The sequence below is a fragment of the Streptomyces sp. NPDC094034 genome (assembly GCF_040303865.1).
Taxonomy (GTDB): domain Bacteria; phylum Actinomycetota; class Actinomycetes; order Streptomycetales; family Streptomycetaceae; genus Streptomyces.
On the sequence record NZ_JBEOUD010000004.1, the window covers coordinates 108,511 to 134,521 of the forward strand.

General features: G+C 71.2%; 26 protein-coding genes and 7 tRNA genes. 20 read left to right on the forward strand and 13 right to left on the reverse strand.

The window, feature by feature from the left end; genetic code table 11:
• From ABTZ59_RS05945 to ABTZ59_RS05960, 4 genes are all read left to right on the forward strand, one after another.
• Complete coding sequence (locus ABTZ59_RS05945) at positions 1–300, forward strand: DUF8836 family protein (protein WP_351391333.1); 300 nt, start codon at positions 1–3, stop codon at positions 298–300.
• A 159-nt stretch (positions 301–459) separates the two neighbouring features.
• A complete protein-coding gene (locus ABTZ59_RS05950) occupies positions 460–666 on the forward strand; it encodes a hypothetical protein (RefSeq protein ID WP_351391336.1) in 207 nt (68 codons plus the stop codon).
• Positions 667–854: 188 nt separating this feature from the next.
• On the forward strand, positions 855–1,928 hold the full coding sequence (locus ABTZ59_RS05955) for a phosphotransferase (protein ID WP_503002157.1): 1,074 nt from the start codon (positions 855–857) through the stop codon (positions 1,926–1,928).
• Between the two features lie 79 nt (positions 1,929–2,007).
• Positions 2,008–2,316: a TFIIB-type zinc ribbon-containing protein gene (locus ABTZ59_RS05960; RefSeq protein ID WP_351391339.1), complete on the forward strand. Its 309-nt coding sequence runs from the start codon at positions 2,008–2,010 to the stop codon at positions 2,314–2,316.
• Between the two features lie 76 nt (positions 2,317–2,392).
• On the opposite strand, the gene ABTZ59_RS05965 is transcribed toward ABTZ59_RS05960, so the two are convergent.
• The 5 genes from ABTZ59_RS05965 to ABTZ59_RS05985 all read right to left on the reverse strand — a co-directional run bounded on the left by ABTZ59_RS05965 (position 2,393) and on the right by ABTZ59_RS05985 (position 2,842).
• Positions 2,393–2,464: transfer RNA gene (locus tag ABTZ59_RS05965), tRNA-Val, on the reverse strand.
• A 28-nt stretch (positions 2,465–2,492) separates the two neighbouring features.
• Positions 2,493–2,564: transfer RNA gene (locus ABTZ59_RS05970), tRNA-Val, on the reverse strand.
• A gap of 21 nt (positions 2,565–2,585) precedes the next feature.
• Positions 2,586–2,657 (reverse strand) — tRNA-Val (locus tag ABTZ59_RS05975).
• A gap of 1 nt (position 2,658) precedes the next feature.
• A tRNA-Cys gene (locus ABTZ59_RS05980) sits at positions 2,659–2,732 on the reverse strand.
• Positions 2,733–2,769: 37 nt separating this feature from the next.
• Positions 2,770–2,842 (reverse strand) — tRNA-Gly (locus ABTZ59_RS05985).
• A gap of 156 nt (positions 2,843–2,998) precedes the next feature.
• Between ABTZ59_RS05985 and ABTZ59_RS05990 the strand changes: the two genes are divergently transcribed.
• The 3 genes from ABTZ59_RS05990 to ABTZ59_RS06000 all read left to right on the forward strand — a co-directional run bounded on the left by ABTZ59_RS05990 (position 2,999) and on the right by ABTZ59_RS06000 (position 5,787).
• Positions 2,999–4,054 (forward strand): chorismate-binding protein, encoded by a 1,056-nt coding sequence (locus ABTZ59_RS05990; protein ID WP_351391342.1) that lies wholly within the window; start codon positions 2,999–3,001, stop codon positions 4,052–4,054.
• Complete coding sequence (locus ABTZ59_RS05995; protein WP_351391345.1) at positions 4,055–4,876, forward strand: aminotransferase class IV; 822 nt, start codon at positions 4,055–4,057, stop codon at positions 4,874–4,876. It abuts the gene before it with no gap.
• Positions 4,877–4,947: 71 nt separating this feature from the next.
• Complete coding sequence (locus ABTZ59_RS06000; RefSeq protein WP_351391348.1) at positions 4,948–5,787, forward strand: GNAT family N-acetyltransferase; 840 nt, start codon at positions 4,948–4,950, stop codon at positions 5,785–5,787.
• 33 nt (positions 5,788–5,820) lie between these two features.
• On the opposite strand, the gene ABTZ59_RS06005 is transcribed toward ABTZ59_RS06000, so the two are convergent.
• A complete protein-coding gene (locus ABTZ59_RS06005) occupies positions 5,821–6,333 on the reverse strand; it encodes a DsbA family protein (protein WP_351391351.1) in 513 nt (170 codons plus the stop codon).
• 187 nt (positions 6,334–6,520) lie between these two features.
• On the opposite strand from ABTZ59_RS06005, the gene ABTZ59_RS06010 reads away from it, so the two are divergent.
• Positions 6,521–6,970: a hypothetical protein gene (locus tag ABTZ59_RS06010; RefSeq protein WP_351391354.1), complete on the forward strand. Its 450-nt coding sequence runs from the start codon at positions 6,521–6,523 to the stop codon at positions 6,968–6,970.
• 171 nt (positions 6,971–7,141) lie between these two features.
• Complete coding sequence (locus ABTZ59_RS06015; RefSeq protein WP_249951066.1) at positions 7,142–7,294, forward strand: hypothetical protein; 153 nt, start codon at positions 7,142–7,144, stop codon at positions 7,292–7,294.
• Positions 7,295–7,300: 6 nt separating this feature from the next.
• Here the strand turns inward: ABTZ59_RS06015 and ABTZ59_RS06020 are convergent, their stop codons facing one another.
• Positions 7,301–7,879 (reverse strand): CGNR zinc finger domain-containing protein, encoded by a 579-nt coding sequence (locus ABTZ59_RS06020; RefSeq protein WP_351391357.1) that lies wholly within the window; start codon positions 7,877–7,879, stop codon positions 7,301–7,303.
• A 227-nt stretch (positions 7,880–8,106) separates the two neighbouring features.
• Complete coding sequence (locus tag ABTZ59_RS06025) at positions 8,107–8,520, reverse strand: SsgA family sporulation/cell division regulator (RefSeq protein WP_003959770.1); 414 nt, start codon at positions 8,518–8,520, stop codon at positions 8,107–8,109.
• 190 nt (positions 8,521–8,710) lie between these two features.
• Here ABTZ59_RS06025 and ABTZ59_RS06030 point away from each other — a divergent pair, with 190 nt between their 5' ends.
• Positions 8,711–9,193: a TIGR02611 family protein gene (locus ABTZ59_RS06030; RefSeq protein WP_351391360.1), complete on the forward strand. Its 483-nt coding sequence runs from the start codon at positions 8,711–8,713 to the stop codon at positions 9,191–9,193.
• Between the two features lie 54 nt (positions 9,194–9,247).
• Positions 9,248–9,319 (forward strand) — tRNA-Val (locus tag ABTZ59_RS06035).
• A 60-nt stretch (positions 9,320–9,379) separates the two neighbouring features.
• On the opposite strand, the gene ABTZ59_RS06040 is transcribed toward ABTZ59_RS06035, so the two are convergent.
• The gene (locus tag ABTZ59_RS06040; protein WP_351391363.1) at positions 9,380–11,875 is read right to left on the reverse strand and encodes an SCO7613 C-terminal domain-containing membrane protein; all 2,496 of its coding nucleotides are present in this window, start codon (positions 11,873–11,875) and stop codon (positions 9,380–9,382) included.
• A gap of 124 nt (positions 11,876–11,999) precedes the next feature.
• On the opposite strand from ABTZ59_RS06040, the gene ABTZ59_RS06045 reads away from it, so the two are divergent.
• Positions 12,000–12,071 (forward strand) — tRNA-Val (locus ABTZ59_RS06045).
• A 74-nt stretch (positions 12,072–12,145) separates the two neighbouring features.
• Here the strand turns inward: ABTZ59_RS06045 and ABTZ59_RS06050 are convergent.
• Positions 12,146–12,877, reverse strand: coding sequence for an exonuclease domain-containing protein (locus ABTZ59_RS06050; RefSeq protein WP_351391368.1), 732 nt, complete (start codon positions 12,875–12,877; stop codon positions 12,146–12,148).
• A 243-nt stretch (positions 12,878–13,120) separates the two neighbouring features.
• Between ABTZ59_RS06050 and thrS the strand changes: the two genes are divergently transcribed.
• Positions 13,121–15,097, forward strand: coding sequence for a threonine--tRNA ligase (gene thrS / locus ABTZ59_RS06055; protein ID WP_351391370.1), 1,977 nt, complete (start codon positions 13,121–13,123; stop codon positions 15,095–15,097).
• Between the two features lie 68 nt (positions 15,098–15,165).
• Here thrS and ABTZ59_RS06060 read toward each other — a convergent pair whose 3' ends face one another.
• On the reverse strand, positions 15,166–15,849 hold the full coding sequence (locus ABTZ59_RS06060) for a potassium channel family protein (protein ID WP_351391371.1): 684 nt from the start codon (positions 15,847–15,849) through the stop codon (positions 15,166–15,168).
• A gap of 66 nt (positions 15,850–15,915) precedes the next feature.
• Between ABTZ59_RS06060 and ABTZ59_RS06065 the strand changes: the two genes are divergently transcribed.
• A complete protein-coding gene (locus tag ABTZ59_RS06065) occupies positions 15,916–16,479 on the forward strand; it encodes an HIT family protein (protein WP_326612928.1) in 564 nt (187 codons plus the stop codon).
• A 41-nt stretch (positions 16,480–16,520) separates the two neighbouring features.
• Here ABTZ59_RS06065 and ABTZ59_RS06070 read toward each other — a convergent pair whose 3' ends face one another.
• Positions 16,521–18,176 carry an AbeC-like domain-containing protein gene (locus tag ABTZ59_RS06070; protein WP_351391374.1) on the reverse strand — a complete coding sequence of 552 codons (1,656 nt, stop codon included), beginning with the start codon at positions 18,174–18,176 and terminating at the stop codon, positions 16,521–16,523.
• 214 nt (positions 18,177–18,390) lie between these two features.
• Positions 18,391–20,598 carry an elongation factor G-like protein EF-G2 gene (locus ABTZ59_RS06075; RefSeq protein WP_351391378.1) on the reverse strand — a complete coding sequence of 736 codons (2,208 nt, stop codon included), beginning with the start codon at positions 20,596–20,598 and terminating at the stop codon, positions 18,391–18,393.
• A gap of 295 nt (positions 20,599–20,893) precedes the next feature.
• Between ABTZ59_RS06075 and pgsA the strand changes: the two genes are divergently transcribed.
• The 6 genes from pgsA (at position 20,894) to pdxT (ending at position 25,952) form a co-directional block, all read left to right on the forward strand.
• The gene (pgsA, locus tag ABTZ59_RS06080) at positions 20,894–21,553 is read left to right on the forward strand and encodes a phosphatidylinositol phosphate synthase (protein WP_351391382.1); all 660 of its coding nucleotides are present in this window, start codon (positions 20,894–20,896) and stop codon (positions 21,551–21,553) included.
• On the forward strand, positions 21,550–22,455 hold the full coding sequence (locus ABTZ59_RS06085; RefSeq protein WP_351391385.1) for a phosphatidylinositol mannoside acyltransferase: 906 nt from the start codon (positions 21,550–21,552) through the stop codon (positions 22,453–22,455). Before pgsA ends, ABTZ59_RS06085 begins: the two co-directional genes overlap by 4 nt.
• Entirely contained in the window at positions 22,452–23,651 is a 1,200-nt protein-coding gene (locus ABTZ59_RS06090) for a glycosyltransferase family 4 protein (RefSeq protein ID WP_351391388.1), read from the forward strand. The genes ABTZ59_RS06085 and ABTZ59_RS06090 overlap by 4 nt, the downstream gene beginning before the upstream one ends.
• Positions 23,652–23,789: 138 nt before the next feature.
• Positions 23,790–24,332, forward strand: a complete 543-nt coding sequence (locus ABTZ59_RS06095) for a hypothetical protein (RefSeq protein ID WP_351391391.1) — start codon at positions 23,790–23,792, stop codon at positions 24,330–24,332.
• 108 nt (positions 24,333–24,440) lie between these two features.
• The gene (gene pdxS / locus ABTZ59_RS06100; protein WP_351391394.1) at positions 24,441–25,355 is read left to right on the forward strand and encodes a pyridoxal 5'-phosphate synthase lyase subunit PdxS; all 915 of its coding nucleotides are present in this window, start codon (positions 24,441–24,443) and stop codon (positions 25,353–25,355) included.
• 6 nt (positions 25,356–25,361) lie between these two features.
• Positions 25,362–25,952 carry a pyridoxal 5'-phosphate synthase glutaminase subunit PdxT gene (gene pdxT / locus ABTZ59_RS06105; protein ID WP_351391397.1) on the forward strand — a complete coding sequence of 197 codons (591 nt, stop codon included), beginning with the start codon at positions 25,362–25,364 and terminating at the stop codon, positions 25,950–25,952.
• The last annotated feature ends 59 nt before the right edge of the window (positions 25,953–26,011 follow it).

A 26,011-nucleotide genomic window follows, 5' to 3' on the forward strand; every position in this document is an offset into this window, starting at 1 on the left:
GTGAAGGGTGACCGGGTGGAGATAGTCGTGGACGCGGGGGACACGACACGGACCTACGAAGTGGTGGCGAGCCGGGCGGGCCGCAGGGTGGAGACCGCGGTGCGCCGGGGAGTGGTGGAAGTGAGCGAAGTCACCCGCAGTGGAGGGGTGGTCAGAACGGCGCGGTTCATGGCCACGCGGGTGCTCGCGCTGGTCGAGCAGCCGATGCCCCGGGTGGAGTCCTTGGAGCGCTCCGAGGAGCGTCCCTTCGGGGATGACCCGGGGGTCCAGACCCCCCTCTCCACCCAGGGGAGTACATGACGGGCGTCCGGCTCATCCTCCGGGAGGCCCGGCAATGGGTACGCGGGCATGACGACCGGGTTCCCTCGGATCCCTAATGTTGAGGTCAAGCGGCGGGTGCGGTACTCGTCCCCCGAGGTCGGACACTCGCCGCTTTCGAAACGGGACAGGAGAGGGACCATGGCGGACACGGCATCGCGGGCGTTGATCCGTTCGCAGGGACGCAAGGCGTTCGCCGCGTTCGGCGGGCGCCGGTCCGGCACCCGCCACCCCCTGGTGGCGACAGCCATGGTCCTTCCTCTGGCAGCCCTGCTGGTGGTCGCCTTCGGCGGCTGGGATGCAGTGGTGACACAGGCGTCGTCCGTGGGCGTGATGCTGGGGCGCTGAGTGGCGCCTCGGATCCGGGAGAGCGGCCCGGGTCGGGGACATCCGGCCAACGACCCCGTGGGGACGGGGGTGCGGCGGACGGCAGCGTTTGGCCGGTCAGCTGGGGAGCTGACCGGCCATCGCGCTGTCCGGGCCCGGCTTCGCCGCCGTACGCTCGGCACGGAACACCACGCATCCGGGGGGCCTTCGTGACCACATCCGTCGTTCGCGCCCTGGGCCTCGTCGCCCGCGACACCGCCCACCCGGCGGTGCGCGCCGCGGACCCGGCGGGCTGCCGGGGCTGCGGCCGGGGGAGCACGGTGCTCGCCGACCGGCCGGACGGGACGGTCGTACGGCACGGCGAGGTCGTCGCCAAGGTCCACGCCGACGGTACGGACCCGGCCGGACACCGTGTCAGGCTCGCCGTCGCCGCGCATCCCCTGCTCGCAGGGGTTCTCCTGCCGCCGCTGCCGGCCGCGACCGAGGAACTGCGCGGCCGGCCGGTGACCGCGTGGCCCTACGGCGCCCCGGTCGACCCCGCCGATCCCGACGCCGCCCCCTGGGAGCAGGCCGGCACCCTCATCGCCCGGCTGCACGCCCTGCCGCTCGCCGCGCTGTCCGAAGCCATGGCCGAGGCCGCGGCGGCAGTCACGGCGGGAGCCGAGGCCGCGGCGGGAGCGGTACCCCCGCCCGCCCCGGCCGGCTCGGGCTCCGGCCACCGGCTCCCGGCCATGCGAGGACCCGCCAAGGCCGCCCGCGCCATCGCCCGGATGCGCGCCGCGGGACCGCACCCCGCCGCCGGACCCGTGGAGCGCGCCTGGCGGCGCCTGCCCGCCTGGGCCCGTGGTGAGGCGCGAGCGCCGGCACCGTACGCGCTCTGCCACGGCGATCTGCATCTGGGCCAGCTCGTACGCCACCCGGCCCCCGACGGTCCCTGGCTGCTCATCGATGTCGATGACCTCGGACTCGGCGACCCGGCCTGGGACTTGGCCCGCCCGGCCGCCTGGTACGCCGCGGGACTGCTGCCGTCCGAGACCTGGCTGCGCTTCCTCGGCGCCTACCGGTCCGCACGCGGCCCCGCCGTGCCCGCCGCCCCCGACGCGGATCCCTGGCCCCGGCTGGATGTCCCGGCCCGCGCCCTCACCGTACAGACCGCCGCGCTGGCCATCGCCAAGTCCAGCGCGGAGGGCCGGGATCCGGACGAGGCCGACATGCTGATGATCGAGTCCTGTGCGCGGATCGCGGACCTCGCAACCGAGTTGGCGCCCGGGGCGTCGTCGTAGGGTGAGGCATAGGATGAACACACGGCCGCCGGGAGCGCGTTACGGCGATGCCTGACGAATGGCGAGGAGCGAGCAGACCATGCAGTGTCCCAAGTGCCACGCGGCGATGCACACATACAACCGCAATGGTGTCCAGATCGAGCAGTGCAGCGGCTGCCGGGGGATCTTCCTCGACTACGGCGAGCTGGAGTCCCTGACCCGCCTGGAGTCGCAGTGGTCGCAGCCGGCGCCGCCCGTACAGCAGGCCCCGCCCCCGCCCCCGCAGGCGTACCCCGCCGCCCCCGCCCCCGCCTGGGGCGCGCCTCAGCACGGCGGCGGCCATTACGGAGGCCACCACGGCGGGCACCACCGCCAGAAGAGCTTCGGACGGATGCTCTTCTCCTCCTGAGACACGAAGACACGAGATCACGGCAAGCAAGATGACGAAGCCCCCGGCCATGGAGACGGCCGGGGGCTTCGGGCAGTGCGCGATACTGGGATTGAACCAGTGACCTCTTCCGTGTCAGGGAAGCGCTCTCCCGCTGAGCTAATCGCGCAGGTGGGACCCGCGTGTACTGCACTGCGTGCGCGATACTGGGATTGAACCAGTGACCTCTTCCGTGTCAGGGAAGCGCTCTCCCGCTGAGCTAATCGCGCGGGGAATCCGGATGGATCCAGTGGACGATACTGGGATTGAACCAGTGACCTCTTCCGTGTCAGGGAAGCGCTCTCCCGCTGAGCTAATCGTCCTTGGAGGTGGAGACGGGATTTGAACCCGTGTAGACGGCTTTGCAGGCCGTTGCCTCGCCTCTCGGCCACTCCACCAGGAGTACGGGGGTTCGGGAAGGATCCCCCATATTCGAGCGGACGACCAGGTTCGAACTGGCGACCTCAACCTTGGCAAGGTTGCGCTCTACCAACTGAGCTACGTCCGCGTATCGTTTCCGGCCCGTTCGCACGGCCCGGCGACGTGTTGAACTCTAGCGGATTCCGGGGCCAGCACAAAAACGCGTTTCCGCAGCGTGCTGGGGTGCGTTCGCCGTACGTTCAGCGCGGAGCGGCCCAACGGAGGCTGTTCTAGACTCGCAAGCGTGCACGACCTCGCTCCTATGGCCCGCTTCGGCGGCCTTGTCGCCTTCGGTCTGCGGGATCTCACCCATGATCCGGAAGCGCTCGACTCCGCCGGGTTCTGGGCCGTCGCCGCGGACTTCGAGGGCCGTCTCACCTGCGCTCGCTTCGATGAGGTGCGCAGTGAACCGGTGCCCGCGCCGGTTCCGGGACAGTGGCGCGGGCCCGCCGCCGGTGACTGGACGTCGTCGCTCGACCGCGACGGGTACACGAAGGGCGTCCGCCGGATCCGCGAGTACATCGCGGCGGGCGATGTCTATCAGGTCAACCTCTGCCGGGTGCTCTCGGCGCCGCTGCCCGCTCCCGACACGGCCGATGTCGACGCGCTGACGGCGCTGCTCGCGCGCGACAACCCCGCTCCGTACGCCGGAACGATCCGGCTGCCCGCGCACGGCGTGGAGATCGCGACCGCCTCGCCCGAGCTGTATCTGAGCACGGCGGGCAGGACCATCGAGTCCGGCCCGATCAAGGGCACCGCCCGTACCGCCGACGAGCTGCTGGACAAGGACTACGCCGAGAACGTGATGATCGTGGACCTCGTCCGCAATGACCTGGGCCGCGTCTGCGCCACCGGATCCGTGACGGTCCCCGCGCTCTGCGCGGTCGAACCGCACCCCGGACTGGTCCATCTCGTCTCGACTGTACGGGGCGAACTCGACGGCAGGGCGGGCTGGCCGGAGCTGCTGTCCGCCACGTTCCCACCCGGCTCGGTCAGCGGCGCCCCCAAGTCCAGCGCCCTGCGGATCATCGAGGAGCTGGAGACCGCCCCGCGCGGCCCCTACTGCGGCGGTATCGGCTGGGTCGACGCCGACCGCGGCACGGCGGCGCTCGCGGTCGGGATCCGTACCTTCTGGATCGACCGCGACACGGCCCCCAGAGCCGTCCTGCGCTTCGGCGCCGGAGCGGGCATCACCTGGGGATCCGACCCCGAGGGGGAGTGGGCGGAGACCGAGCTGAAGGCCGCCCGGCTGCTCGCGATAGCGTCGGGCGCGTACGAAGCGAGCGGAAGGACCGGGTAGATGAAGATCTGGGTCAACGGCGCACTGCACACGGCCGAAGGCGCCCTTGTGTCCGTGCTCGATCATGGACTGACCGTGGGGGACGGCATCTTCGAGACGGTCAAGACCGTCCAGGGCCGGCCCTTCGCCCTCACCCGCCATCTGGACAGGCTGGCCCGCTCCGCTCGCGGACTCGGGCTGCGGGAGCCGGATCTCGACGAGGTACGCGGCGCCTGCGCGGCCGTTCTCGACGCCAACCCGGTGGACCTGGGGCGGCTGCGGATCACCTACACCGGCGGACTCTCCCCGCTCGGCTCCGACCGGGGCGAGGCGGGCCCGACCCTGGTCGTCGCCGTCGGCGGGACGAAGCGCCGCCCCGACACCACGGCGGCCATCACCGTCCCGTGGACGCGCAACGAACGCGGCGCGGTGACAGGCCTCAAGACCACCTCGTACGCGGAGAATGTCGTCGCCCTCGCGCGGGCGCGGGAACAAGGCGCGAGCGAGGCGCTGTTCGCCAATACCGTCGGCGCGCTCTGTGAGGGCACGGGCTCCAATGTCTTCGTCGTCCTCGACGGCGAGTTGCACACCCCACCGCTCGCCTCCGGCTGTCTCGCGGGCATCACCCGGGCCCTGACGGTCGAGTGGTGCGGTGCCCATGAGACGGATCTGCCGCTGGACGCCCTGGAGCGCGCGGACGAGATCTTCCTGACCTCCACGCTGCGCGACGTACAGGCGGTCCACCGCCTTGACGACCGTCAACTGCCCGCCGCCCCCGGGCCGGTGACCACCAAGGCGATGCGCGTCTTCGAGGAGCGGGTCGGCGCCGACCTGGATCCCTGAGGCCCGGTGAGCGGCGCGGCCGGTCCGAAAAGCGGATGACTCCGCTCTGTGCGACGGGTAGAACTCCCCTGATGACCACCACCCTGCGGCCGACCGGGCCGCTTCAGCACGCCGACGACGGCGGGAAGTCACGCTCCTACGAGGTCTGCGTGAACAGCCGCCGCGTCGGCACGATCGAACTCGGTACGGACGCCGGCTTCGGCCACACGGCCGGGACCATCCAGGCCCTGAGCATCGACGAACCCGATCGCAGACGCGGCCGGGGGACCGTCGCCGCGCTCGCCGCCGAGGAGGTGCTGCGCGGCTGGGGCTGTGGCCAGGTGCTGGCCTCCGTACCGCCCGACGCGACCCCCGCCCTTCGCATGCTGGAGTCCCTGGGCTACGTCGAGCGCAGCCGGAACATGGACAAGGCGGTACCGTCCCGGGCTCCGGACCTTCCGGCGGATGTCGAGGCCCGTGCCATGAACGACGCGGAGTTCGCGGTCTGGGAGGCGGGGACCCTCGACGCCTACGCCCGCAACTGGATGGCCAGAGGTGTGACACCCGAGCAGGCCCGCGCCAAGGCGGAGGCGAGCCACCGCGAGAACCTCCCCGAGCGCCTCGCCACCCCCGGCGTCTCGATCAGCGTCCTCGTCCACGCGGGAACCGTCGTCGGCCATGTGTGGGTCGGGCCGCGCGAGGTGCGGCCCGGCGAGTGGGGTTCCTGGGTGTACGACGTGGCGGTGTCCGAGGACCAGCGCGGCAAGGGGTACGGCCGCGCGCTGATGCTGCTCGCCGAGCGGGCGGCGCTGGAGACCGGGGACAGCCTGCTGGGGCTGCACGTGTTCGCCAACAACACCCCGGCGATCCGGCTGTACGAATCGCTTCACTACGCCACCACGAACCTCAACTTCTTCAAACAGCTGCTCTGAGCGCCGCCCCGGCGACAGCGGGTGGCCGGACCCCTAGGTCCTCGCCAGCAGCCGGTCCGCGATCTCCTCGATGCGCCCGCGCAGCCCCTCCTGGCTCTTGCCGCCGTCCAGCCGCTCGTCACCGATGACATACGTGGGGGTGCCGGTGACGCCGATCGCCTTGCCCTCGGCCTGATCGGCGTCGACGGCCAGGAGGTGCCTGCCGTCGATCAGCGCGGTGTCGAACTCCTCGGCGTCCAGCCCCAGCTCGCGCGCCACCTCCAGCAGGACGGGCTCCCCCTTGGCCGCCAGCTCCGCCGTCCTGGCCAGTACGGCTTCGATGTACGGCCAGCCGCGCCCCTGCTCCGCGGCTTCCTCGGCGGCTTGCGCCGCGGCGTACGCGTGCTTGTGCTTGTCCAGCGGGAAATGCCGCAGCCGCACCTCCAGCCGGTCCCCGTAACGGGCGCGCAGCGCGCGCAGGTCGTCCAGGGCGTGGTGGCAGTCGGGGCACTGGAGCTCGCACCAGACGTCGAGGACGACGGGGCGGGTGGCGGGGGAGTCGTTCATGGGGCCAGTCTCCCAGCTCGCCGTACTCCGACCGACCGGGAGCTGGGACCTGGGGAGGAGCCCGTCCCGGAGATCTCCCCCAGATCCGCCCGGCCTCGCCCCGCACCGTGGCCCTACCGGGTCGCGAGGTGCAGGATGGAGAACGAGAAGTGTTCGGCCGACAAAGCGCTCTGCTCAGGAGGACCTGATGATCGCCGAGACCATTTGCGCAGCGGTGTCAGCGGCGGGCCTGGGTATCGCCGCCGTCACGGCGTACCGGAAGCGCTTCCTCGCCGCGGCGCGCATCGCCGCCTATGCGCTGGTGCCGGTGGCACTGGCGATGACCGGCATCGTGAAGTGGGTCGCCAACACGGCGTTCAGCCCGACGGCGTGGGCGGGCTTCGCGGTCCTCGCGGTCGCGTGGCTGCTCTTCATGACGACCCGGGCGGTGGAGCGCCGACGCGGTGGTACGCGCAAGGAGCGCAGGGCCGCGGCGAAGGCGGCACGCCAGGAAGCCGCGGTCGAACCCGCCGCGTCCGCGCCCTCACTGGGCCCCGGCACCCGGTCGGCCGCTCAGCCCAAGGGCAAGCAGCCCGCGGCGAAGCCGGGTGACGACTTCAGCGACATCGAGGCCATCCTCAAGAAGCACGGCATCTAGGGCGAGCCGACCTGAGCGCCCTCCCGGATTCCGGAATGCGGGGCAGCATCGCAGGTGAGGGGGGATTCGGCGGGATTTCGGGGATGTTTTCCACGGAATATGATGAACTCCCGCCCCGAGGACGCGTGTTGGTCAACAGCCCGGTTCGGGGTACGTCATGATCGCCCCGAGATGCTCGATACCTCACGGGGCGAACCCCCCGCACCCACCGATGAGCAGCGCGGTTGTCTGTTCGCGCTCTCCCAGCCGCCGTTGATGATCTTCCTGGCGGTGATCGGCTCGCTGCTGCTGATGGCGGCGGTGCACGATCTCTTTCTGCTGTGAGCGCCGTCAGCCGGCCGCCGCTTCCTTGCGGCGCGCCCGGTACGCGGCCACATGCAGTCGGTTGCCGCAGGTGCGGCTGTCGCAGTAACGGCGCGAGCGGTTCCGCGACAGGTCGACGAACGCGTGCCCGCAGTCCGGGGCCTCGCAGCGGCGCAGCCGTTCCTGTTCCCCGGCCACGACCATGAAGGCCAGTGCCATGCCGCAGTCGGCGGCGAGATGATCGGCGACGGAGGCGCCCGGCGCGAAGTAGTGCACATGCCAGTCGTAGCCGTCGTGATCGGTCAGCTGCGGCGTCGTCCCCGCGGCGGCGACCAGCTGATTGATCAGATCGGCCGCGGAGCGCGCGTCCGGCGCCTCGAAGACCTCGGCGAACCGGGCCCGTACGTCCAGTACGGCCCGCAAATCGCGGTTGTCGAGATCATCACCCACCCCGCTGATGCCATGGGTCCTGACGAAGCCGTACAGCGCCTCGACGTCCCCGAGCCCGTCCGTACCGCCGACGCCGCCCGAATCCTCCTCGGGCGCGGTGTTCATCAGATCGACAACGGTGTCGAGGGCGATCCGGGTGTCGTGTGGAATCAGCACGATCCGCTCCCTGGCCTGCCGCGGGCCGGTGCCCGCCGAATCCCGCCGACTTTAGTCGCTGACCGCGCCGGACGGGCTCGGCTCAGCGGGGAACGCACCGGAGGGAACGCACCGGCGCCGTCGTCGCGGTGGGTTCCGCGGCGACGGCGCCGGTGTCCTCCGTATGCGGTTGTCCGCGCGGCGCCGTCTCCCCGAGTCGGACGGCGCCGTGCAGCTCTCTGCCTGGCTCAGCTCTCGGCCAGGATGTGTGAGAGCTCCGTATCGAGATCGAAGTGACGATGCTCGGTGCCGGGTGGCACCGCGGCGTCGGTCCGCTTGAGGAACGACTCCAGGGCCCGCGCCGGGGCCTCAAGCAGCGCTTCGCCCTCTGGGGAGCTCAGTGCGATGCAGACGACGCCCTGACCGTGACTGCGGGACGGCCAGACTCTGACGTCGCCGGTGCCGGTGGGCCGATGCAGCCCCTCGGCGAGAAGGTCGCGGGCGAAGACCCACTCGACCGTCTCTTCGGCTCCGGTGTGGAAGGTGGCGTGCACGGCATAGGGATCGGCCGTGTCATACCGGAGGCCCGCGGGTACAGGCAGTGAGGACTCGCTCGATACAACGAGGCGCAGGTGCAGCTCGCAGCTGACCGTGGTGTTCATAAGCGCCAGGGCCTTTCGCTCAGTGTGCGCTCGGGGATTCGCACGTCGGCGAAATCGACATGCCACCTACGGTGCCGTTGTAAACCCCTCTGTCTGTTTTGTGATTCTTCGGGTAGCTCGTACGGCCGTGTGTGACTTCGGGTTATACGGCCATTCCGGTGACGCGGGTGATTCCGGTAGGTTGGGCCTCATGCATGCGGAGAGTGACAAGCGGGGGCATGTCGTGATGCCGACGGCCGAGCGGCCCGCGCCGGAGGCCGTGGCGGGAGACGTGGCGGAGGGTGGCACGGCGGACTCGGAGCGTGAGCTCGGGTCCCGTGCGCCGCGATTCATCAAGAAGTCGCGGACGCTCCATCTGAGCTGGCAGGTCGGCGTGTTCGTGGTCGGACTCGCGGTGGTGATCGCGGGCGTCTCCATGCTTGTGCTGCCGGGGCCCGGCTGGTTGGTGATCTTCGCCGGAATGGCGATCTGGGCGACCGAGTTCGTGTGGGCGCAGTTGGTGCTGCGCTGGACCCGGCGCAAGGTCAGCGAGGCGGCCCAGAAGGCACTCGACCCGAAGGTCAGGCGGCGCAACATCATCCTCACCACCATCGGTCTGGTGATCATCGCCGTACTGGTCGGGATCTATCTCTGGAAGTTCGGGATCGTCATGCCGTGGAAGATCGACCAGTGACCCGGAACGCGTCCGGGGACGCCGCTGACATGGGGTAATGTGTGCGGTGCGTCCGGGCGATTAGCTCAGTGGGAGAGCGCTTCGTTCACACCGAAGAGGTCACTGGTTCGAACCCAGTATCGCCCACCCGGAACCGAGGCTCCGAAGACCCGGCAAGGTCTTCGGAGCCTCGGTCGTCTCCCCGGCTCACCGCATCCGGCCCAGCGTCCCGCGCAGTCGGCGGGCGTCCCGCAGACGCTGTTCGTAGGTCGCCCCCACCGCGAGGAGCAGCGACCCGACGAGGGCCGGTGGCAGCCAGCGCGGCAGGAGGCCCACCATCTGGGCGACGTAGGGCGCCAGTTCGTGCAGCGCGTCCAGGGCGAGCGCCGCACCGCCGAGCACCAGCGGCGCCTGGAGCCTCAGCCGGGCCCCGGCGAGCGTGAGCGCCAGCGCCGCCAGGCCGAGCAGGAGCGGCCTCGGCCAGTCCGGATCGCCCCAGGCCGCCAGCAGGCTCGGCAGCAGTGTCGCCGCCAGCCCGGGGCCGTACGCCGTCCATGACGAGGCCTCGGGGTCGCGCCGGCGCCGCAGCAGCCCGACGGCGAGTGCGGGCAGTGTCACCGGCAGTGTGTACGCCTCGGGGGCCGACACGTCGGACGAGGCCAGCCGCACCCAGGCGGCGAGGACGAAGAGCGCGGTCGCGGTGTATCCGGCCGCCCGCCGCCGCCCGGGCCGTACCGCTGTGCCCGCCGCGATCACCCCGGACAGCGCGAGCACCAGCGCCAGTACGGGCGCCCGGTCCGAGGCGAGGACCACGGCGAGCACCGCGGCCCCGGCGGAGGTCAGCTCGATCGGCGGCGCCACCGGATGACGGCGCAGCCGGGCGCCCAGCAGCGCCACGGCGCCGGGTACGACGAGGAGCGCGAGGGCGGTGCGCTCGGCGGGCAGCCCGACGGCCGGGCAGGCCGCGGCCCCCAGCGCGGTCGCGTACCCGACAGCCACGCAGGCGAGAAGTGCGCGCACCGCCGGTGACGGCCGTGAAGCCGCCTGGACGCCCGCTGCGGCGCCTGGCGCGCGTACGGTCTGCCCGGCTACGGCCGCCCCCGTGAACAGCGCGCACAGCGCCACCAGCGCGGTCACCGTCGCGGTCCTGGTGGCGAGGGAGAGCAGCGACACGCAGACCGAGCCCGCGAGGGCGCAGACCAGCGCGGTGAGCGTCACCGCCGTACCCACCGGAGCGCGCGGGCGCACGACGGCCGTCAGCAGGGCCGCGGTCAGCGCCAGGGGCGCGGCCAGCGCCGCCGGGTACCCGAGGTCCAGCGCGGTTGGCGCCACCACAACGGCGGCCCAGCCGAGCGCGACGGCGCCGCAGAGCGCAGGGACGCGCCACGGACGGCCACCGCCGGAGTCCGGCGCGCCCGGCGGCAGGCGGTACGCGCTCGCGGCCGCCGCCGCCGCGATCAGCAGGACGAGCGGCGCCGCCGGCTGACGGGTCCAGGGAAGATCGATACCGAGCGCCGCCCGGGCGCCGCCCGGCGCACCCGTCCAGATCGTGGTGACCCGGCTCAGCGCGCTCAGCGGCACTAGGGCGAGAGCGGGCAGCGTCCACAGGACGGACGCCGCCGTCACCGCCCCCGCCGCGCCCGCCAGACCCCGGACCACCGCGCGCGGCAGCCGGGTCCGTACGACCGCCAACAGCGCGACCCCGCACAGCAGATACCCGAGCACGGCCCAGCCGTCCGGCACGGCCGTACGGACCGCGCCGCCTGCCGCCGCGACGGCCGCCAGACCCGCCACCAGCGCGCACGCGGGCGCCATGGGGTGCACGTTCACGCGCCGCGCCGCGAACAGCCCGAGCGCCGCCGTCGCGAGCAGCAGCCCGGCGGGCCCGGCCGCGGCGAGCGGTGTCCCGGCCGCCACCGACAGCGAACCACCCGTCAGCAGCGCCGCTCCCGACGTCACACAGGCGGCGACGACCGCGACGGTCCGTACGGCCCCCGGCTTCAGCCGCACGGCGAGCGCGGTGTCCAGCGCGGCCGTCACCAGCAGCGCCCAGGCCGTCGTCAGCGCGGACGCATCGACGGCCAGAGAGCCGAGAAACAGCGGGAGTTGGGCTGTCACCACCGCTGCGGGCAGCGGCAGCCGGAGCCGGCCGAGCAGCGCTCCGTAACCGGCCCAGAGCCCGGCGAGCGCGGCGGCGGCGCCCGCCGTGTAGGGGAGGCCGTCGGTCCTGGGCAGCGCCACCTCGTGGAGCGCGTACGCGTCCAGCACCAGCAGCGCCAGTCCGAACGCGGCCACCGCCTCCGCGGTCGAGGCGAGCCCCCGGCGCAGCAGCGGCGCGGGAGCGGCCAGCGCCGCGACCGTGACGACCGTGAGCACCGCCGCCCGGCCGCCCACGCCCAGCTGACCCCAACTGACCAGAGTGAACGCGGTCGCGGCGACGGTCAGCAGCACCCCGCCCAGCGCGAGCAGCACATTCTGGGCGCTCCGCGGGGGTATCTCCGTGGCGGCGGAGCGCGGGGCGGATGACGGCCCCGGGCGCGTCGGCGCCGGGGGCGCGGACGGCCAGGTGGGCGGCGCCGACCGCGCGAGGAGACTCACCAACTGGGCCCTGCGGGCCAGCAACTGGCCCCTGCGCGCGTCGAGTCGGACCAGTTCCTGGTCGATCATCGCCAGCTCCTGGGCGGGCGGCGGAATCTTCTCCATGGACAGGGAGTGTGTCCGGCGCCACACGGTCCGCCATCGGTAGGCGTACTCAGATACGGGGGTGAGTACGTCCCATTCGGTTTGAAGGAAGCCCGCGGGGGCCTGTATGGTTCAGTCCGTTCCCGGGCGATTAGCTCAGTGGGAGAGCGCTTCGTTCACACCGAAGAGGTCACTGGTTCGAACCCAGTATCGCCCACCGGGAAAGGCCGGTCCGTCGATGACGGACCGGCCTTCGCGCGTTCCGGCCCCCTGAGGGGACGGCCCGCCGGATCAGGCCGCTTCGGCGGGCAGTTCGGGCCGCAGGGGCCAGGCGGGATCCGCCGGATCCTCGCCGCGCGAGAACCACGTCTGCTGCCCCCGGGCCCCCGCCGTGTGCCAGACGGCCTGGAGCGTATGCAGCTCCGTGGCGCTCAGCCGCTCCATCCGCGCGGAGAAGCGCCTCCCGATCGCCCGCACGACGTCGAGCGCCGCCTGCGCGGCCAGCTCGCCACCGGTCGCGTCCCGTACCCCGTCCAGCTCGATCTCGTAATGGGCGCAGAGGTCGGCGAGCGTACGGCCGCCCTTGCGATAGCGGTCCAGATGGCTGTCGAGGACCAGGGGATCGAGCACACACAGCGGTACGTTCTGCAAGCACTCGGCGAGGGACGAGGCGCGGTGGCGGCGCAGTTCACGGTCGAGGACCGTCAGATCGAACGGCGCGTCCATCACCACGAGCGGCCGGCCCGCCGCGCACTGCGCGGCCAGCGCCCGCGCCATCTCCTCCACCGCGGGGGCCGGCCAGCGGCCGTTGCGGTGCAGGAAATCATCGGTGAGCCCGTGCACCTCGGTGGCGGCCGGGGGCACGGGCACCCCTGGATCGATCAGCCAGCGCGTCACTCTCGGCCGGGCGCCCGCCATGTCCTGGACGACCAGGGCGGCCGAAACGATCCGGTCCTCCTCGACGTCCACCCCCGTCGTCTCGGTGTCGAATGCGGCCAGCGGCCCTTCGTACCAACACGTCATTCCCGAACTCCTCGCGCATGAGCGGCAGATGTTCCAGCTCTGCCCGAAAAGGGGATACCCGGACAGGTCGTTCGGTACGCGCCGTGTCCAGTGGGCGCCGTACGGTGACGGGGTCGGCGGGCGGTGCCGCCCGGGGCCGTCCGCCGGTCTCGCGGCAAACCATTTCGCGTGTGGTCCGCCGGGCTCGGTACGATTCAGAACGCGCAGTGTCCGCTGTCGCGCCCCGTGAGTCAGGAGAGACCGGTGTCAGACGTCCGTGTGATCATCCAACGCGATTCCGAGCGGGAAGAGCGCGTGGTGACGACGGGCACTACGGCGGCCGAGCTCTTTCCCGGTGAGCGCACCGTGATCGCCGCGCGCGTGGGCGGTGAGCTGAAGGACCTCGCGTACGAGATCGGTGAGGGCGAGGTCGTCGAGCCCGTCGAGATCTCCTCCGAGGACGGCCTGGCCATTCTGCGCCACTCCACCGCGCATGTCATGGCGCAGGCCGTGCAGGAGCTGCACCCCGAGGCCAAGCTGGGCATCGGCCCTCCGGTCAAGGACGGCTTCTACTACGACTTCGATGTGGCGACCCCCTTCACCCCCGATGACCTCAAGGCCATCGAGAAGAAGATGCAGGAGATCCAGAAGCGCGGGCAGCGCTTCTCGCGTCGCGTCGTCACCGACGAGGAGGCCCGCGAGGAGCTGGCCGCCGAGCCGTACAAGCTGGAGCTCATCGGCATCAAGGGCGCCGCCTCCACCGACGACGGCGCGGATGTCGAGGTGGGCGGCGGCGAGCTGACCATCTACGACAATCTGGACGCCAAGACCGGCGAGCTGTGCTGGAAGGACCTCTGCCGCGGTCCCCACCTGCCCACCACCCGCAACATCCCGGCGTTCAAGCTGATGCGGAACGCCGCCGCGTACTGGCGTGGCAGTGAGAAGAACCCGATGCTCCAGCGCATCTACGGCACCGCGTGGCCGTCGAAGGAGGAGCTGAAGGCGCATCTGGAGTTCCTCGCCGAGGCCGAGAAGCGCGACCACCGCAAGCTCGGCAGCGAACTGGACCTGTTCTCCTTCCCCGACGAGGTCGGTTCGGGTCTCGCGGTCTTCCACCCCAAGGGCGGCGTCATCCGCCGGGCGATGGAGGACTACTCGCGCCGCCGGCACGAGGAGGAGGGCTACGAGTTCGTCTACACGCCCCACGCCACCAAGGGGAAGCTCTTCGAGAAGTCCGGGCACCTGGACTGGTACGCCGACGGCATGTACCCGCCCATGCAGCTCGACGAGGGCGTGGACTACTACCTCAAGCCCATGAACTGCCCGATGCACAACCTGGTCTTCGACGCGCGGGGCCGCTCCTACCGTGAGCTGCCGCTGCGGCTCTTCGAGTTCGGGACGGTCTACCGGTACGAGAAGTCCGGCGTCGTGCACGGACTGACCCGGGCCCGCGGCTTCACCCAGGACGACGCGCACATCTACTGCACCAAGGAGCAGATGGCGGACGAGCTGGACTCGACGCTCACCTTCGTGCTGAACCTGCTGCGCGACTACGGTCTGACCGACTTCTATCTGGAGCTGTCCACCAAGGATCCGGAGAAGTTCGTCGGCACGGACGAGGCGTGGGAGGAGGCCACCGAGGTCCTGCGGGCCGTGGCCGAGAAGCAGGGCCTGCCGCTGACCCCCGACCCGGGCGGCGCCGCGTTCTACGGTCCGAAGATCTCGGTGCAGGCGCGGGACGCCATCGGCCGTACGTGGCAGATGTCGACCGTGCAGCTGGACTTCAATCTGCCCGAGCGCTTCAACCTGGAGTACACCTCGCCGGACGGGTCCAAGCAGCGTCCCGTCATGATTCACCGCGCGCTGTTCGGCTCGATCGAGCGCTTCTTCGCGGTGCTCCTCGAACACTACGCGGGCGCGTTCCCGGCGTGGCTGGCGCCGGTGCAGGCGACGGGCATTCCGATCGGCGACGCGCACATCCCGTATCTCCAGGAGTTCGCCAAGGCGGCGCGGGCCAGGGGGCTGCGGGTCGAGGTGGACTCGTCGTCCGACCGTATGCAGAAGAAGATCAGGAACGCGCAGAAGCAGAAGGTTCCGTTCATGATCATCGCGGGTGACGAGGACATGGCCAACGGCGCCGTCTCCTTCCGCTACCGCGACGGTTCGCAGGAGAACGGGATCCCCGTCGACGAGGCCATCGCGAAGATCGCCAAGATCGTCGACGAGCGCGCCCAGGTCTGACAGGACCTTGGAGGACCGAGGACCGAGGACCGAGGACCGGTCCGGGGTCCGGGGTCCGGTTCGAGGACTCAGACCCCCGGGGAGCCCGCGCTTCCCGGGGGTTTCTCCTTGTCCTCCCTGGCGAAGACCTGGATCAGCCAGGACGAGAAGGAACCGGTCACCGCGCCGAGCAGCGCCAGCCCGCACGCCATCAGGAACACCGCGAACACCCGGCCGAGCGGCGTCACAGGCGTCACATCGCCATAGCCGACGGTGGTGATCGCCGAGCAGGCCCACCAGACCGAGTCCCCGAACGTGACGATCGTGGCCCCCGGGGCGTCATGCTCCTGCTGATAGACGGCGAGGGCGGCGGCGAAGCTCAGCAGGACGGATGTGATCCCGGCGTACGCCATCACCCGCGCGTACAGATTGAGCCGGGGGCGGTCCCGGCGCCGCTGGAGCGTCTCATAGGTGTTCACCATCCGCAGGGGCCGCAGCAGCGGCAGTACCAGTACGACGGTGTCCAGCCAGTGCGTACGGACGAACCGGAGCCCCTGGCCGCTGAGCACCAGCCGCACCCCGTAGTCCACCGCGAAGAGCACCCAGATCAGCAGGGCCACGGCCGTCGCGAGGTCGCGCCAGAACGGAGCGGCGCCTTCGTTGAGGACGCGTACCGCGTAGCAGAGGAGGAACAGCACCGAGGCCACGAGCAGCGGCAACTCCGTACGCCGCTCCCAGCCGAGCTGCCGGTCGGCACCATGTCGGACATGCATCGCCCCAGCATCGCGGGGGCCCGTCGGGCGCGGGCCCGGCGACACGCTCCACGGGGCCTAAGTCATATGCTGCACAGCATGACGAGTGAGCCGGAGCAGCAGATCGGAGTGGGGACCCAGGACGCGTTCCAGCGCCTGTGGACGCCCCATCGGATGGCCTACATCCAGGGCGAGAACAAGCCCACCGGGCCGGGCGCCGAGGACGGCTGTCCCTTCTGCTCCATCCCGTCCAAGTCGGACGAGGACGGGCTCGTGATCGCGCGCGGCGAGCGGGTGTACGCGGTGCTGAACCTCTACCCGTACAACGGCGGGCATCTGATGGTGGTGCCGTTCCGTCATGTCGCCGACTACACGGAGCTGGACGAGGCGGAGACCGCCGAGCTGGGACTGTTCACCAAGCGGGCGATGACCGCGCTCCGTACGGCGTCCGGCGCGCACGGCTTCAACATCGGCATGAACCAGGGCACGGTGGCCGGGGCCGGGATCGCCGCCCATCTGCACCAGCATGTGGTGCCGCGCTGGGGCGGCGACACCAACTTCATGCCCGTCGTCGGACATACGAAGGTGCTTCCGCAGCTGCTCGCCGACACCCGGGCGATGCTGGCCGACGCCTGGCCGCACCGCCCGTAGGCAGCGCGGCGGTGCGGCGGTGCGGCGGTGCGTCAGCGCGGCTACGCGTCGTAGGCGTCGGCCTTCTTCGGCGACAGGTCCTGCACCGCGCCGCTCAGCGAGGACGCGCGGCCCCGGAAGCGCTCGGTGTCCACGCCGTGCTCCTCCAGCACCCGCAGCGCGGCGTTGTGTGCCACCCGCAGCACCGGGGTGGCGGCGCGCATCGCGTCGTCGGCCATGAAGCGGTGGCGCCAGGGCTGATCGGCCCAGGCGTGCCGCAGGCCGAAGGGCTCGGGCAGCGACAGCTTGCCGCCGAGGAAGTCCAGGATCGGCGGATACCAGGTGAAGGGCGCGCGGACCGCGAGCCGCACCACCTCGGGCGGCTCGACCAGGGGCAGTGTCCGCGAGGTCGTCTCCCAGAACCGGACCGTCTTGGCGACCGTGACCGTCTTCGGCGAGGACTTCGTGGTGAACAGGGAGTGCACCGGGCCCAGGGCATGGCCGGTGACCTCGACGCGCAGGGTCTCGTGGAGCACGGTGACCGTGATCATCATGGTGATCACCAACTGGCCGTCCCAGAGGACGAACTGCACGCCCAGATAGTGCCGGTCGCCGCTGCCGAACTGCTGGTGGTTGCAGATCCGCTGTATCTCGTGCGGCTTGACCTGGAAGGCCTCGACGTCCTGGCCCTCGCGCCGGGACACCGAGCCGGCGCCCTCGCCGACCGCCGACACGATCCAGTGCTTCACCGAAGGCGTCGGGAAACCGCCGGAGTTGAGCGGGCCTCGCTCCAGCAGCTTCAGCTGGTCGTGGATCGCCCGTATCACGTCGTAGGCGCGGAACTGATGGATCTCCTTGCCCGCGTCCTTGGGGACCAGATCCTCGGCGAGCTGCCAGCTGCCCCAGCGGGTGCCCATGCCGAGTATGCCCTTGGAACCGGCATAGAAGACCATGTTGGACCGCTGCTCGGCGGTGAGCTTCTCCAGGCCCTGGCGCAGCGCCTCGCGGGTCGCGTCGCCAGGGTCCCCCGGCACGGCGTCGGGGATCTTGGCCCCCACGCCGCCGCCCGAGAGGAGACCGTCCCAGCGGCTACGCAGATCCTTCGCCGTCGTCTCGCAGATCCGCCTGGCGATCAGCCAGCCGACGGCGGGCGCGATGATCATGCCGCGCAGATACCAGCCGAGCACGCCGTTGAACGGCAGCGCGACCATGACGATCACGGCCAGCACCGCCACCCCGAGCAGCAGGGCGCCGCCCACCATGCCGGCCCGCTTGTCCTTGGCCCCGGCCAGCGTGCGGCGCAGTTGGAACACGCCCAGCCAGAGCAGCAGTCCGGGCAGGAACAGCACTCCGAACACCACGGTCACGGCGGTGAGTTTGGCATCACGCTCCTTGCGGATATGCGTCGCCGCCAGGGCGTGCTCCACCACGGTCTGAGGCTCCATGCCGAAGGACTGGATCAGCGCGCCACGGCCGCCGCCGAGCATCCTCAGCTGTACGGCACGGGCGAACGCCTCGCCCAGATTCGGCTCGAAGAGCGAGAACTTGCCCTTCGAGACGGAGGACTTGTGCCATTCGTTGTCGGCCTTGAGGATCTCCTGGACCGGGCTGTCCCGGTACGCGGCCGAGGCGAGGGCATGCGTCGCCGCGGTCTGTCCCGCCGAGCCCAGGAGCGGGACCTGTGCCCCCGGGCCGAAGTCGAATACGTCGTCCGCCACTGACGCCCCTTCGCCACAAGGATCCGCTGCCGCGGCCGATTTATCGGCGCGCGCACCCCGCACACCTGCTGAGCTGGGCACAGCGTAACCGGGTCGCACCCTCCGCGTCAGGAGACCTGGCGCTCTTTCGCCACGCGCGGACCCCCGGAGTCCGGAGCAGGGCAACTCGCCGGCCTCGGAGTGGACTTGCCGGAACGGACGTGTGGGCGTCGGCTCAGACCCCGACCTCCTCCTGTCCGCGCAGTCGGTCGGCGACCCCGGGCGGCATGGGCTCGTGGCGCGCGTACGACCGGCTGAAGCGGCCCGTGCCGTGCGAGACCGACCGCAGGTCCACCGCGTACCGTCCGATCTCCAGCTCCGGGACCTCGGCCTTGACCAACGTCCTTCCCGGCCCGGCCTGTTCGGTGCCGATCACCCGGCCGCGCCTGCCGGACAGATCGCTCATCACCGGACCCACGTACTCGTCGGGGACGAGGACCGCCAACTCGGCGACCGGCTCCAGCAGATGGATGGACGCGACACCCGCCGCCTCACGCAGCGCCAGCGCGCCCGCCGTCTGGAAAGCGGCGTCGGAGGAGTCCACCGAGTGGGCCTTGCCGTCCAGCAGCGTGATCCGGATGTCGACGAGCGGATGCCCCGCCGCGACCCCGCGCGCCGCCTGGAGGCGTATGCCCTTCTCGACGGAGGGAATGAACTGCCGCGGTACGGCGCCTCCCACGACCTTGTCGACGAACTCGATCCCGGACCCGGGCGGCAGCGGATCCACCTCGATCTCGCAGATCGCGAACTGTCCGTGGCCACCGGACTGCTTCACATGCCGGCCGCGCCCCGCCGAACCCTCGCCGAAGGTCTCCCGCAGCGCGACCCGGTAGGGTACGGCGTCCACCTGCACGCCGTACCGGCCGCGCAGCCGGTCGAGCGCGACCTCCTGATGAGCCTCGCCCAGGCACCAGAGCACCACCTGATGGGTGTCCTGATTCTGTTCGAGCCGCATCGTCGGGTCCTCCGCGACCAATCGCGCGAGCCCCTGCGACAGCTTGTCCTCGTCGGCCTTGCTGTGCGCCTCGACGGCCAGCGGCAGCAGCGGGTCGGGCATGGTCCAGGGCTCCACCAGGAGCGGATCGTCCGTGGCGGACAGCGTGTCCCCGGTCTCGGCGCGGGACAGTTTCCCGACACAGGCCAGATCACCGGCGACACAGTGGGCCAGCACCCGCTGTTGCTTGCCGAAGGGCGAGGAGAGCGCGCCGATCCGCTCGTCGACGTCGTGGTCCTCATGCCCCCGGTCGGTGAGGCCATGGCCCGAGACATGGACTGTCTCGTCCGGCCGCAGGGTGCCGGAGAAGACCCGTACGAGAGAGATCCTGCCGACGTACGGGTCCGAGGCGGTCTTGACCACCTCGGCGACCAGTGGGCCCTGCGGATCGCAGTGGATCTCCGGGCGCGGGGCGCCCCGCACCGTGGTCACGGCGGGGGCCGGCCGCTCCAGCGGGGTCGGGAAGCCGCCGGCGATCAGGTCGAGCATCTCGACCGTACCCAGCCCCTGCCGGGCCCCGGGCGGAGCGGGGGCCGCCGCGAGCACCGGATGGAAGACACCGCGCGCCACGGCCTTCTCCAGATCCTCGATCAGCGTCTTGACGTCGATCTCCCCGCCGCCGAGATAGCTGTCCATGAGGGTCTCGTCCTCGCTCTCCGCGATGATCCCCTCGATCAGCCGGTTGCGGGCCTCCTCGATCCGCGGCAGCTCGCCGGGTCCCGGCGCGATCTCCCGGCGCTCCCCGGTGGCGTAGTCGAAGATCTTCCGCGACAGCAGCCCCACGAGCCCGGTGGCCGGAGCGTGTCCGTCCGGTCCTTCCGCGCCGTGCACCGGGAGGTACAGGGGCAGTACGGCGTCCGGGTCGTCGCCCCCGAAGATCCGCGCGCAGGTCCGGGTCATCTCGTCGAAGCCGGTGCGCGCCGTGTCCAGATGCGTGACGACGATCGCGCGCGGCATCCCGACGGCCGCGCACTCGTCCCAGACGGTACGGGTCGCACCCGCCACGGCCTCCGCCTCCTGGGCGGCCGACACAACGAAGAGGGCCGCGTCCGCGGCGCGCAGACCGGCCCTCAGCTCCCCGACGAAATCCGCGTAGCCGGGGGTGTCCAGTAGATTGATCTTGTACCCGCCCCATTCCAGGGGCACGAGAGAGAGTTGTACCGAACGCTGCTGGCGGTGCTCGATCTCGTCGTAGTCGGAGACCGTCGCGCCGTCCTCGACCCGGCCCGCCCGGTTCACCGCTCCGGCGGTGAGCGCGAGGGCCTCGACCAGGGTGGTCTTTCCCGAACCGCTGTGGCCCACCAGCACCACGTTCCGTACGGACGCGGGCCGGTCGGCCGTCGGCGCCCTTCCGGCGGCCCCGGGGTGTATACGCGCCTTGTCGCCCATGATTCCTGCCTCTCGATCGTCCACGCGTCCGCGGTGGGACGGTGGAGAGAGGAGCGGGCCGGGTGAGCCGCGCGGCAGCTCCGGCGAGGCCCGCGCTGGTCCTTCGAGCTTCGCACTCCGGCCATGGTGCGTCCATACGTCGTACCCGGCCGTATGGTGCGGGTGCCCGGAAGTAAGGCGCCGGGGTCCTGGCTACGATGGGCCAGGTCCTGTCCGAAGGCCCACGGAGACCCACCGGGCAGGGCCCAGCCGGTGGCCGTCGGGGCCACTCGGCCCACCGAACCTCGGGAAGGCCATGCTGAACAAGTACGCGCGTGCATTCTTCACGCGTGTTCTCACACCGTTCGCCGCGTTTCTGCTCCGGCGTGGAGTAAGTCCGGACGCGGTCACGCTCATCGGTACGGCCGGAGTGATGGCGGGAGCGCTGGTCTTCTTCCCTCGCGGGGAGTTCTTCTGGGGCACCATCGTCATCACCCTCTTCGTCTTCTCCGATCTCATCGACGGCAACATGGCCAGGCAGGCGGGGATCTCCAGCCGCTGGGGCGCGTTCCTCGACTCGACCCTCGACCGGGTCGCGGACGGCGCGATCTTCGCGGGCTTCGCGCTCTGGTACGCGGGCACCGGCGACAACAACACGCTGTGCGCCGTCGCGATCTTCTGCCTGGCCAGCGGCCAGGTCGTCTCGTACACCAAGGCCCGGGGCGAGTCCATCGGACTGCCGGTGGCCGTCAACGGACTGGTCGAGCGCGCCGAGCGGCTGGTCATCTCGCTGGTCGCGGCCGGGCTCGCCGGACTGCACGGCTTCGGGGTCCCGGGCATCGACATCCTGCTGCCGATCGCCCTGTGGATCGTCGCCGTGGGCAGCCTCGTCACACTCGGCCAGCGCGTCGTCACGGTGCGCCGCGAGTCCGCCGAGGCCGACGCCGCCACCCGGAACAGCGGGGCCACCTCATGAGCGGTGTGCGCGACCGTGTGACCGACGCCCTGTACGGGCTCGGCTGGGGCACGGTCAAGAAGCTCCCGGAGCCCGTGGCCACGGCCCTCGGCCGGACCATCGCCGACACCGTGTGGAAACGGCGCGGGCCGGGCGTACTGCGCCTCGAAGCCAATCTCGCGCGTGTGGTGCCCGATGCCGGGCCCGAACGGCTCGCCGCGCTCTCCAAGGCCGGGATGCGCTCGTACACGCGCTACTGGATGGAGTCCTTCCGGCTGCCCGCCTGGAGCACGCGACGGGTACGCGAGAGCGTCGAGATCAAGGACATCCACCTGCTGATGGAGGGACTCGCCTCCGGCCGCGGCGTCGTGCTCGCCCTGCCGCACATGGCCAACTGGGACCTGGCGGGGGCGTGGCTCACCCGCGGCCAGGGCGTGCCGTTCACGACGGTCGCCGAGCGGCTCAAGCCCGAGACGCTGTACGACCGGTTCGTCGCCTACCGCGAGAGCCTGGGCATGGAGGTGCTGCCGCACACCGGCGGCTCCGCCTTCGGCCGGCTCGCGCGCCGGCTGCGGAGCGGCGGTCTGGTCTGTCTGGTCGCCGACCGCGATCTGTCGTCGTCCGGTATCGAGGTCGACTTCTTCGGGGACGCCACCCGGATGCCCGCGGGTCCCGCGCTGCTCGCCCAGCAGACCGGGGCGCTGCTGATGCCGGCGGCGCTCTGGTTCGACGATTCGACGGTCATGCGGGGACGGGTGTATCCGGCGATCGAGGTGCCCGGGACAGGTACCCGCGCCGAGAAGACGTCTGTGATGACACAGGCGATGGCCGATGCCTTCGCCGACGGAATCGCCGAGCACCCGGAGGACTGGCACATGCTGCAGCGACTGTGGCTCAAAGACCTGGAGCGGGGGCCCGAGTGAGGATCGGCATCGTCTGCCCGTACTCCTGGGACGTACCGGGCGGCGTCCAGTTCCACATCAGGGACCTGGCGGAACATCTGATCGGGCTCGGACACGAGGTGTCCGTACTGGCCCCCGCGGACGACGAGACCCCGCTCCCGCCGTACGTCGTCTCGGCCGGCCGCGCCGTGCCCGTCCCGTACAACGGCTCGGTCGCCCGGCTGAACTTCGGTTTCCTCTCGGCGGCACGGGTACGGCGATGGCTGCACGACGGCGCTTTCGACGTGATCCATATCCATGAGCCGACCGCGCCCTCGCTCGGTCTGCTCACCTGCTGGGCCGCGCAGGGCCCCATCGTCGCGACGTTCCACACGTCGAACCCCCGCTCGCGCGCGATGATCGCGGCGTACCCGATCCTCCAGCCCGCGCTGGAGAAGATCAGCGCGCGGATCGCGGTGAGCGAGTACGCGCGACGGACGCTGGTCGAGCATCTGGGCGGCGACGCCGTGGTCATTCCGAACGGTGTCGACGTCGACTTCTTCGCCAAGGCCGAGGTCGATCCGGCCTGGCAGGGGCGGACCATCGGCTTCATCGGCCGGATCGACGAGCCGCGCAAGGGCCTGCCCGTGCTGATGAACGCCCTCCCGAAGATCCTCGCCGTCTACCCGGAGACACGGCTGCTGGTGGCCGGGCGCGGGGACGAGAAGGAGGCGGTGGGGTCGCTTCCCAAGGAGATGCGGGAGCGCGTCGAATTCCTCGGGATGGTCAGCGACGAGGACAAGGCGCGGCTGCTGCGCAGCGTCGACCTGTACGTCGCGCCCAACACGGGCGGCGAGAGCTTCGGCATCATCCTCGTCGAGGCGCTGTCGGCGGGCGCGGCGGTGCTGGCGAGCGATCTGGACGCGTTCGCGCAGGTCCTGGACCAGGGCGCGGCGGGCGAGCTGTTCACGAACGAGGACGCGGACGCGCTGGCGGGGGCGGCGGTACGGCTGCTGGGCGACACGGGGCGGCGCGCGGAGCTGCGGGAGCGGGGGAGCGCGCATGTGCGGCGCTTCGACTGGTCGACGGTGGCGGCGGACATCCTGGCGGTGTACGAGACGGTGACGGACGGGGCGGCGTCGGTGGCGGCGGACGAACGGACGGGGCTGGTGGGTCGCTTGTGGCGGCGTGGGGAGAGCGGCTCGTCGTCGAACGAGGCGCTGTTCCTGGGCGGATAGCCCCGCGGGTGCGGGGCGTTCCGCTCGGACCCCGGACCCCGGCACCCGGTACCACCACCCACGCACCGCACCCGCACCCCCGCCGGAGGCGCCCACCGCACCACGACCCCCCGCCGGAAGGCGATACCGTTGCCCGTTGTGATCGAGACCCTTATCTGGATCGTCGTCGCCGTCGTCGCGATCGGCCTCTACCTCAGCTGGACCGCCGGCCGCCTCGACCGCCTCCACGCCCGCATCGACGCCGCCCGCGCCGCCCTCGACGCCCAGTTGCTGCGGCGTGCCTCGATCACTCAGGAACTGGCCTCTTCCGGCGTGCTCGATCCGGCGGCGTCGATCGTCCTCTATCAGGCCGCGCACGCCGCCCGGCAGGCCGAGGAGGAGCAACGGGAGGTCGCGGAGAGCGAGTTGAGCCAGGCGCTGCGGGCCGTCTTCGGGGAGGCCGCGCAGGTGGAGGCGGTACAGGCCGCCCCCGGGGGCGAGGACGCCGCCGGGGAGCTCGCCGCCGCGGTGCGGCGGGTACCCATGGCGCGGCGGTTCCACAACGACTCGGTACGCGCGGCCCGCGCCCTGCGGCGGCACCGCAAGGTCCGCTGGTTCCGGCTCGCCGGCCACGCGCCGTTTCCGCTCGCGTTCGAGATGGACGACGAGCCGCCGGTCGCGCTGGCCGACCGGCCGGCCTGAGCCCGCGAAACGAGCCACCGCCTGGTTATTGGCCCTTGCTGTGGACTGGTCGCGGGGCGTTTTCTTGGGGTGCACTTCCCCATCCTTTTCAGCCAGTGAGGTCGCTCCGTGTCCACCACGCTTCCCCCCGTTCCCCAGTCCCCCGAAACCGGCACCGCGCGGGTGAAGCGCGGTATGGCCGAGCAGCTCAAGGGGGGTGTGATCATGGACGTCGTCACGCCGGAGCAGGCGAAGATCGCCGAGGACGCCGGAGCGGTCGCCGTGATGGCGCTGGAGCGGGTGCCCGCCGATATCCGCAAGGACGGCGGCGTTGCCCGGATGTCCGACCCGGACATGATCGAGGGCATCATCGACGCGGTCTCGATCCCGGTGATGGCCAAGTCCCGGATCGGCCACTTCGTGGAGGCCCAGGTCCTTCAGTCGCTCGGTGTGGACTACATCGACGAGTCCGAGGTGCTGACCCCGGCCGACGAGGTCAACCACTCCGACAAGTGGGCGTTCACCACGCCCTTCGTCTGTGGGGCCACCAACCTGGGTGAGGCGCTGCGCCGGATCGGCGAGGGCGCCGCCATGATCCGCTCCAAGGGGGAGGCGGGCACCGGCAATGTCGTCGAGGCGGTCAGGCATCTGCGGCAGATCAAGAACGAGATCGCCAGGCTGCGCGGGTTCGACGACAACGAGCTGTACGCCGCAGCCAAGGAGCTGCGCGCGCCGTACGAGATCGTCAAGGAGGTCGCGGCGCTCGGCAAGCTGCCGGTGGTGCTGTTCTCCGCGGGTGGTGTCGCCACCCCCGCCGACGCCGCGCTGATGCGCCAGCTCGGCGCAGAGGGCGTCTTCGTCGGGTCCGGCATCTTCAAGTCCGGTGACCCGGCCAAGCGCGCCGCGGCGATCGTGAAGGCCACCACCTTCTACGACGACCCGAAGGTCATCGCGGAGGCGTCCCGTGACTTGGGCGAGGCCATGGTCGGCATCAACTGCGACACCCTTCCCGAGGCCGAGCGCTACGCGAACCGTGGCTGGTAACCCGCGATGAACACCCCTGTGATCGGCGTCCTGGCACTTCAGGGCGACGTCCGGGAACATCTGGCGGCCCTGGCGGCGGCGGGAGCCGAGGCCAGGACCGTCAGGCGCCCGACCGAACTCGACGGCGTCGAGGGGCTGGTGATCCCGGGCGGCGAGTCCACCACGATGTCCAAGCTGGCCGCGCTCTTCGGCATGCTGGAGCCGCTGCGGGAGCGCGTGAGGGCCGGGATGCCGGTCTACGGCACCTGCGCCGGGATGATCATGCTCGCCGAGAAGATCCTCGATCCGCGCTCGGGCCAGGAGACGGTCGGCGGGATCGACATGATCGTCCGACGGAACGCCTTCGGCCGGCAGAACGAGTCCTTCGAGGCGGCTGTCGAGGTCAGCGGTGTGGACGGCGGTCCCGTGGAAGGGGTCTTCATCCGGGCCCCCTGGGTCGAATCGGTCGGCGCGGAGGTGCGGGTGCTCGCGGAGTACGGTGGCCATGTCGTCGCCGTACGGCAGGGCAACGCCCTCGCCACCTCGTTCCATCCGGAGCTGACGGGCGACCACAGGCTGCACCGGTTCTTCACGGACATGGTGCGCTCCGCGCGGTGACCGGATCCCGGTAGGATCGCTGCCGAACGGAGCAGGATGGGTTACGCGAAGGAGACAGG

Excerpts from the sequence above, each read along its gene's own strand:
- ABTZ59_RS05950 (WP_351391336.1), top strand. The coding sequence starts at position 460 with ATGGCGGACACGGCATCGCGGGCGTTGATCCGTTCGCAGGGACGCAAG.
- ABTZ59_RS05960 (WP_351391339.1), top strand. The coding sequence starts at position 2,008 with ATGCAGTGTCCCAAGTGCCACGCGGCGATGCACACATACAACCGCAAT.
- ABTZ59_RS05995 (WP_351391345.1), top strand. The coding sequence starts at position 4,055 with ATGAAGATCTGGGTCAACGGCGCACTGCACACGGCCGAAGGCGCCCTT.
- ABTZ59_RS06000 (WP_351391348.1), top strand. The coding sequence starts at position 4,948 with ATGACCACCACCCTGCGGCCGACCGGGCCGCTTCAGCACGCCGACGAC.
- ABTZ59_RS06005 (WP_351391351.1), bottom strand. The coding sequence starts at position 6,333 with ATGAACGACTCCCCCGCCACCCGCCCCGTCGTCCTCGACGTCTGGTGC.
- ABTZ59_RS06010 (WP_351391354.1), top strand. The coding sequence starts at position 6,521 with ATGATCGCCGAGACCATTTGCGCAGCGGTGTCAGCGGCGGGCCTGGGT.
- ABTZ59_RS06015 (WP_249951066.1), top strand. The coding sequence starts at position 7,142 with ATGCTCGATACCTCACGGGGCGAACCCCCCGCACCCACCGATGAGCAG.
- ABTZ59_RS06025 (WP_003959770.1), bottom strand. The coding sequence starts at position 8,520 with ATGAACACCACGGTCAGCTGCGAGCTGCACCTGCGCCTCGTTGTATCG.
- ABTZ59_RS06030 (WP_351391360.1), top strand. The coding sequence starts at position 8,711 with ATGCATGCGGAGAGTGACAAGCGGGGGCATGTCGTGATGCCGACGGCC.
- ABTZ59_RS06040 (WP_351391363.1), bottom strand. The coding sequence starts at position 11,875 with ATGGAGAAGATTCCGCCGCCCGCCCAGGAGCTGGCGATGATCGACCAG.
- ABTZ59_RS06050 (WP_351391368.1), bottom strand. The coding sequence starts at position 12,877 with ATGACGTGTTGGTACGAAGGGCCGCTGGCCGCATTCGACACCGAGACG.
- ABTZ59_RS06060 (WP_351391371.1), bottom strand. The coding sequence starts at position 15,849 with ATGCATGTCCGACATGGTGCCGACCGGCAGCTCGGCTGGGAGCGGCGT.
- ABTZ59_RS06065 (WP_326612928.1), top strand. The coding sequence starts at position 15,916 with ATGCTGCACAGCATGACGAGTGAGCCGGAGCAGCAGATCGGAGTGGGG.
- ABTZ59_RS06075 (WP_351391378.1), bottom strand. The coding sequence starts at position 20,598 with ATGGGCGACAAGGCGCGTATACACCCCGGGGCCGCCGGAAGGGCGCCG.
- pgsA (WP_351391382.1), top strand. The coding sequence starts at position 20,894 with ATGCTGAACAAGTACGCGCGTGCATTCTTCACGCGTGTTCTCACACCG.
- ABTZ59_RS06085 (WP_351391385.1), top strand. The coding sequence starts at position 21,550 with ATGAGCGGTGTGCGCGACCGTGTGACCGACGCCCTGTACGGGCTCGGC.
- pdxT (WP_351391397.1), top strand. The coding sequence starts at position 25,362 with ATGAACACCCCTGTGATCGGCGTCCTGGCACTTCAGGGCGACGTCCGG.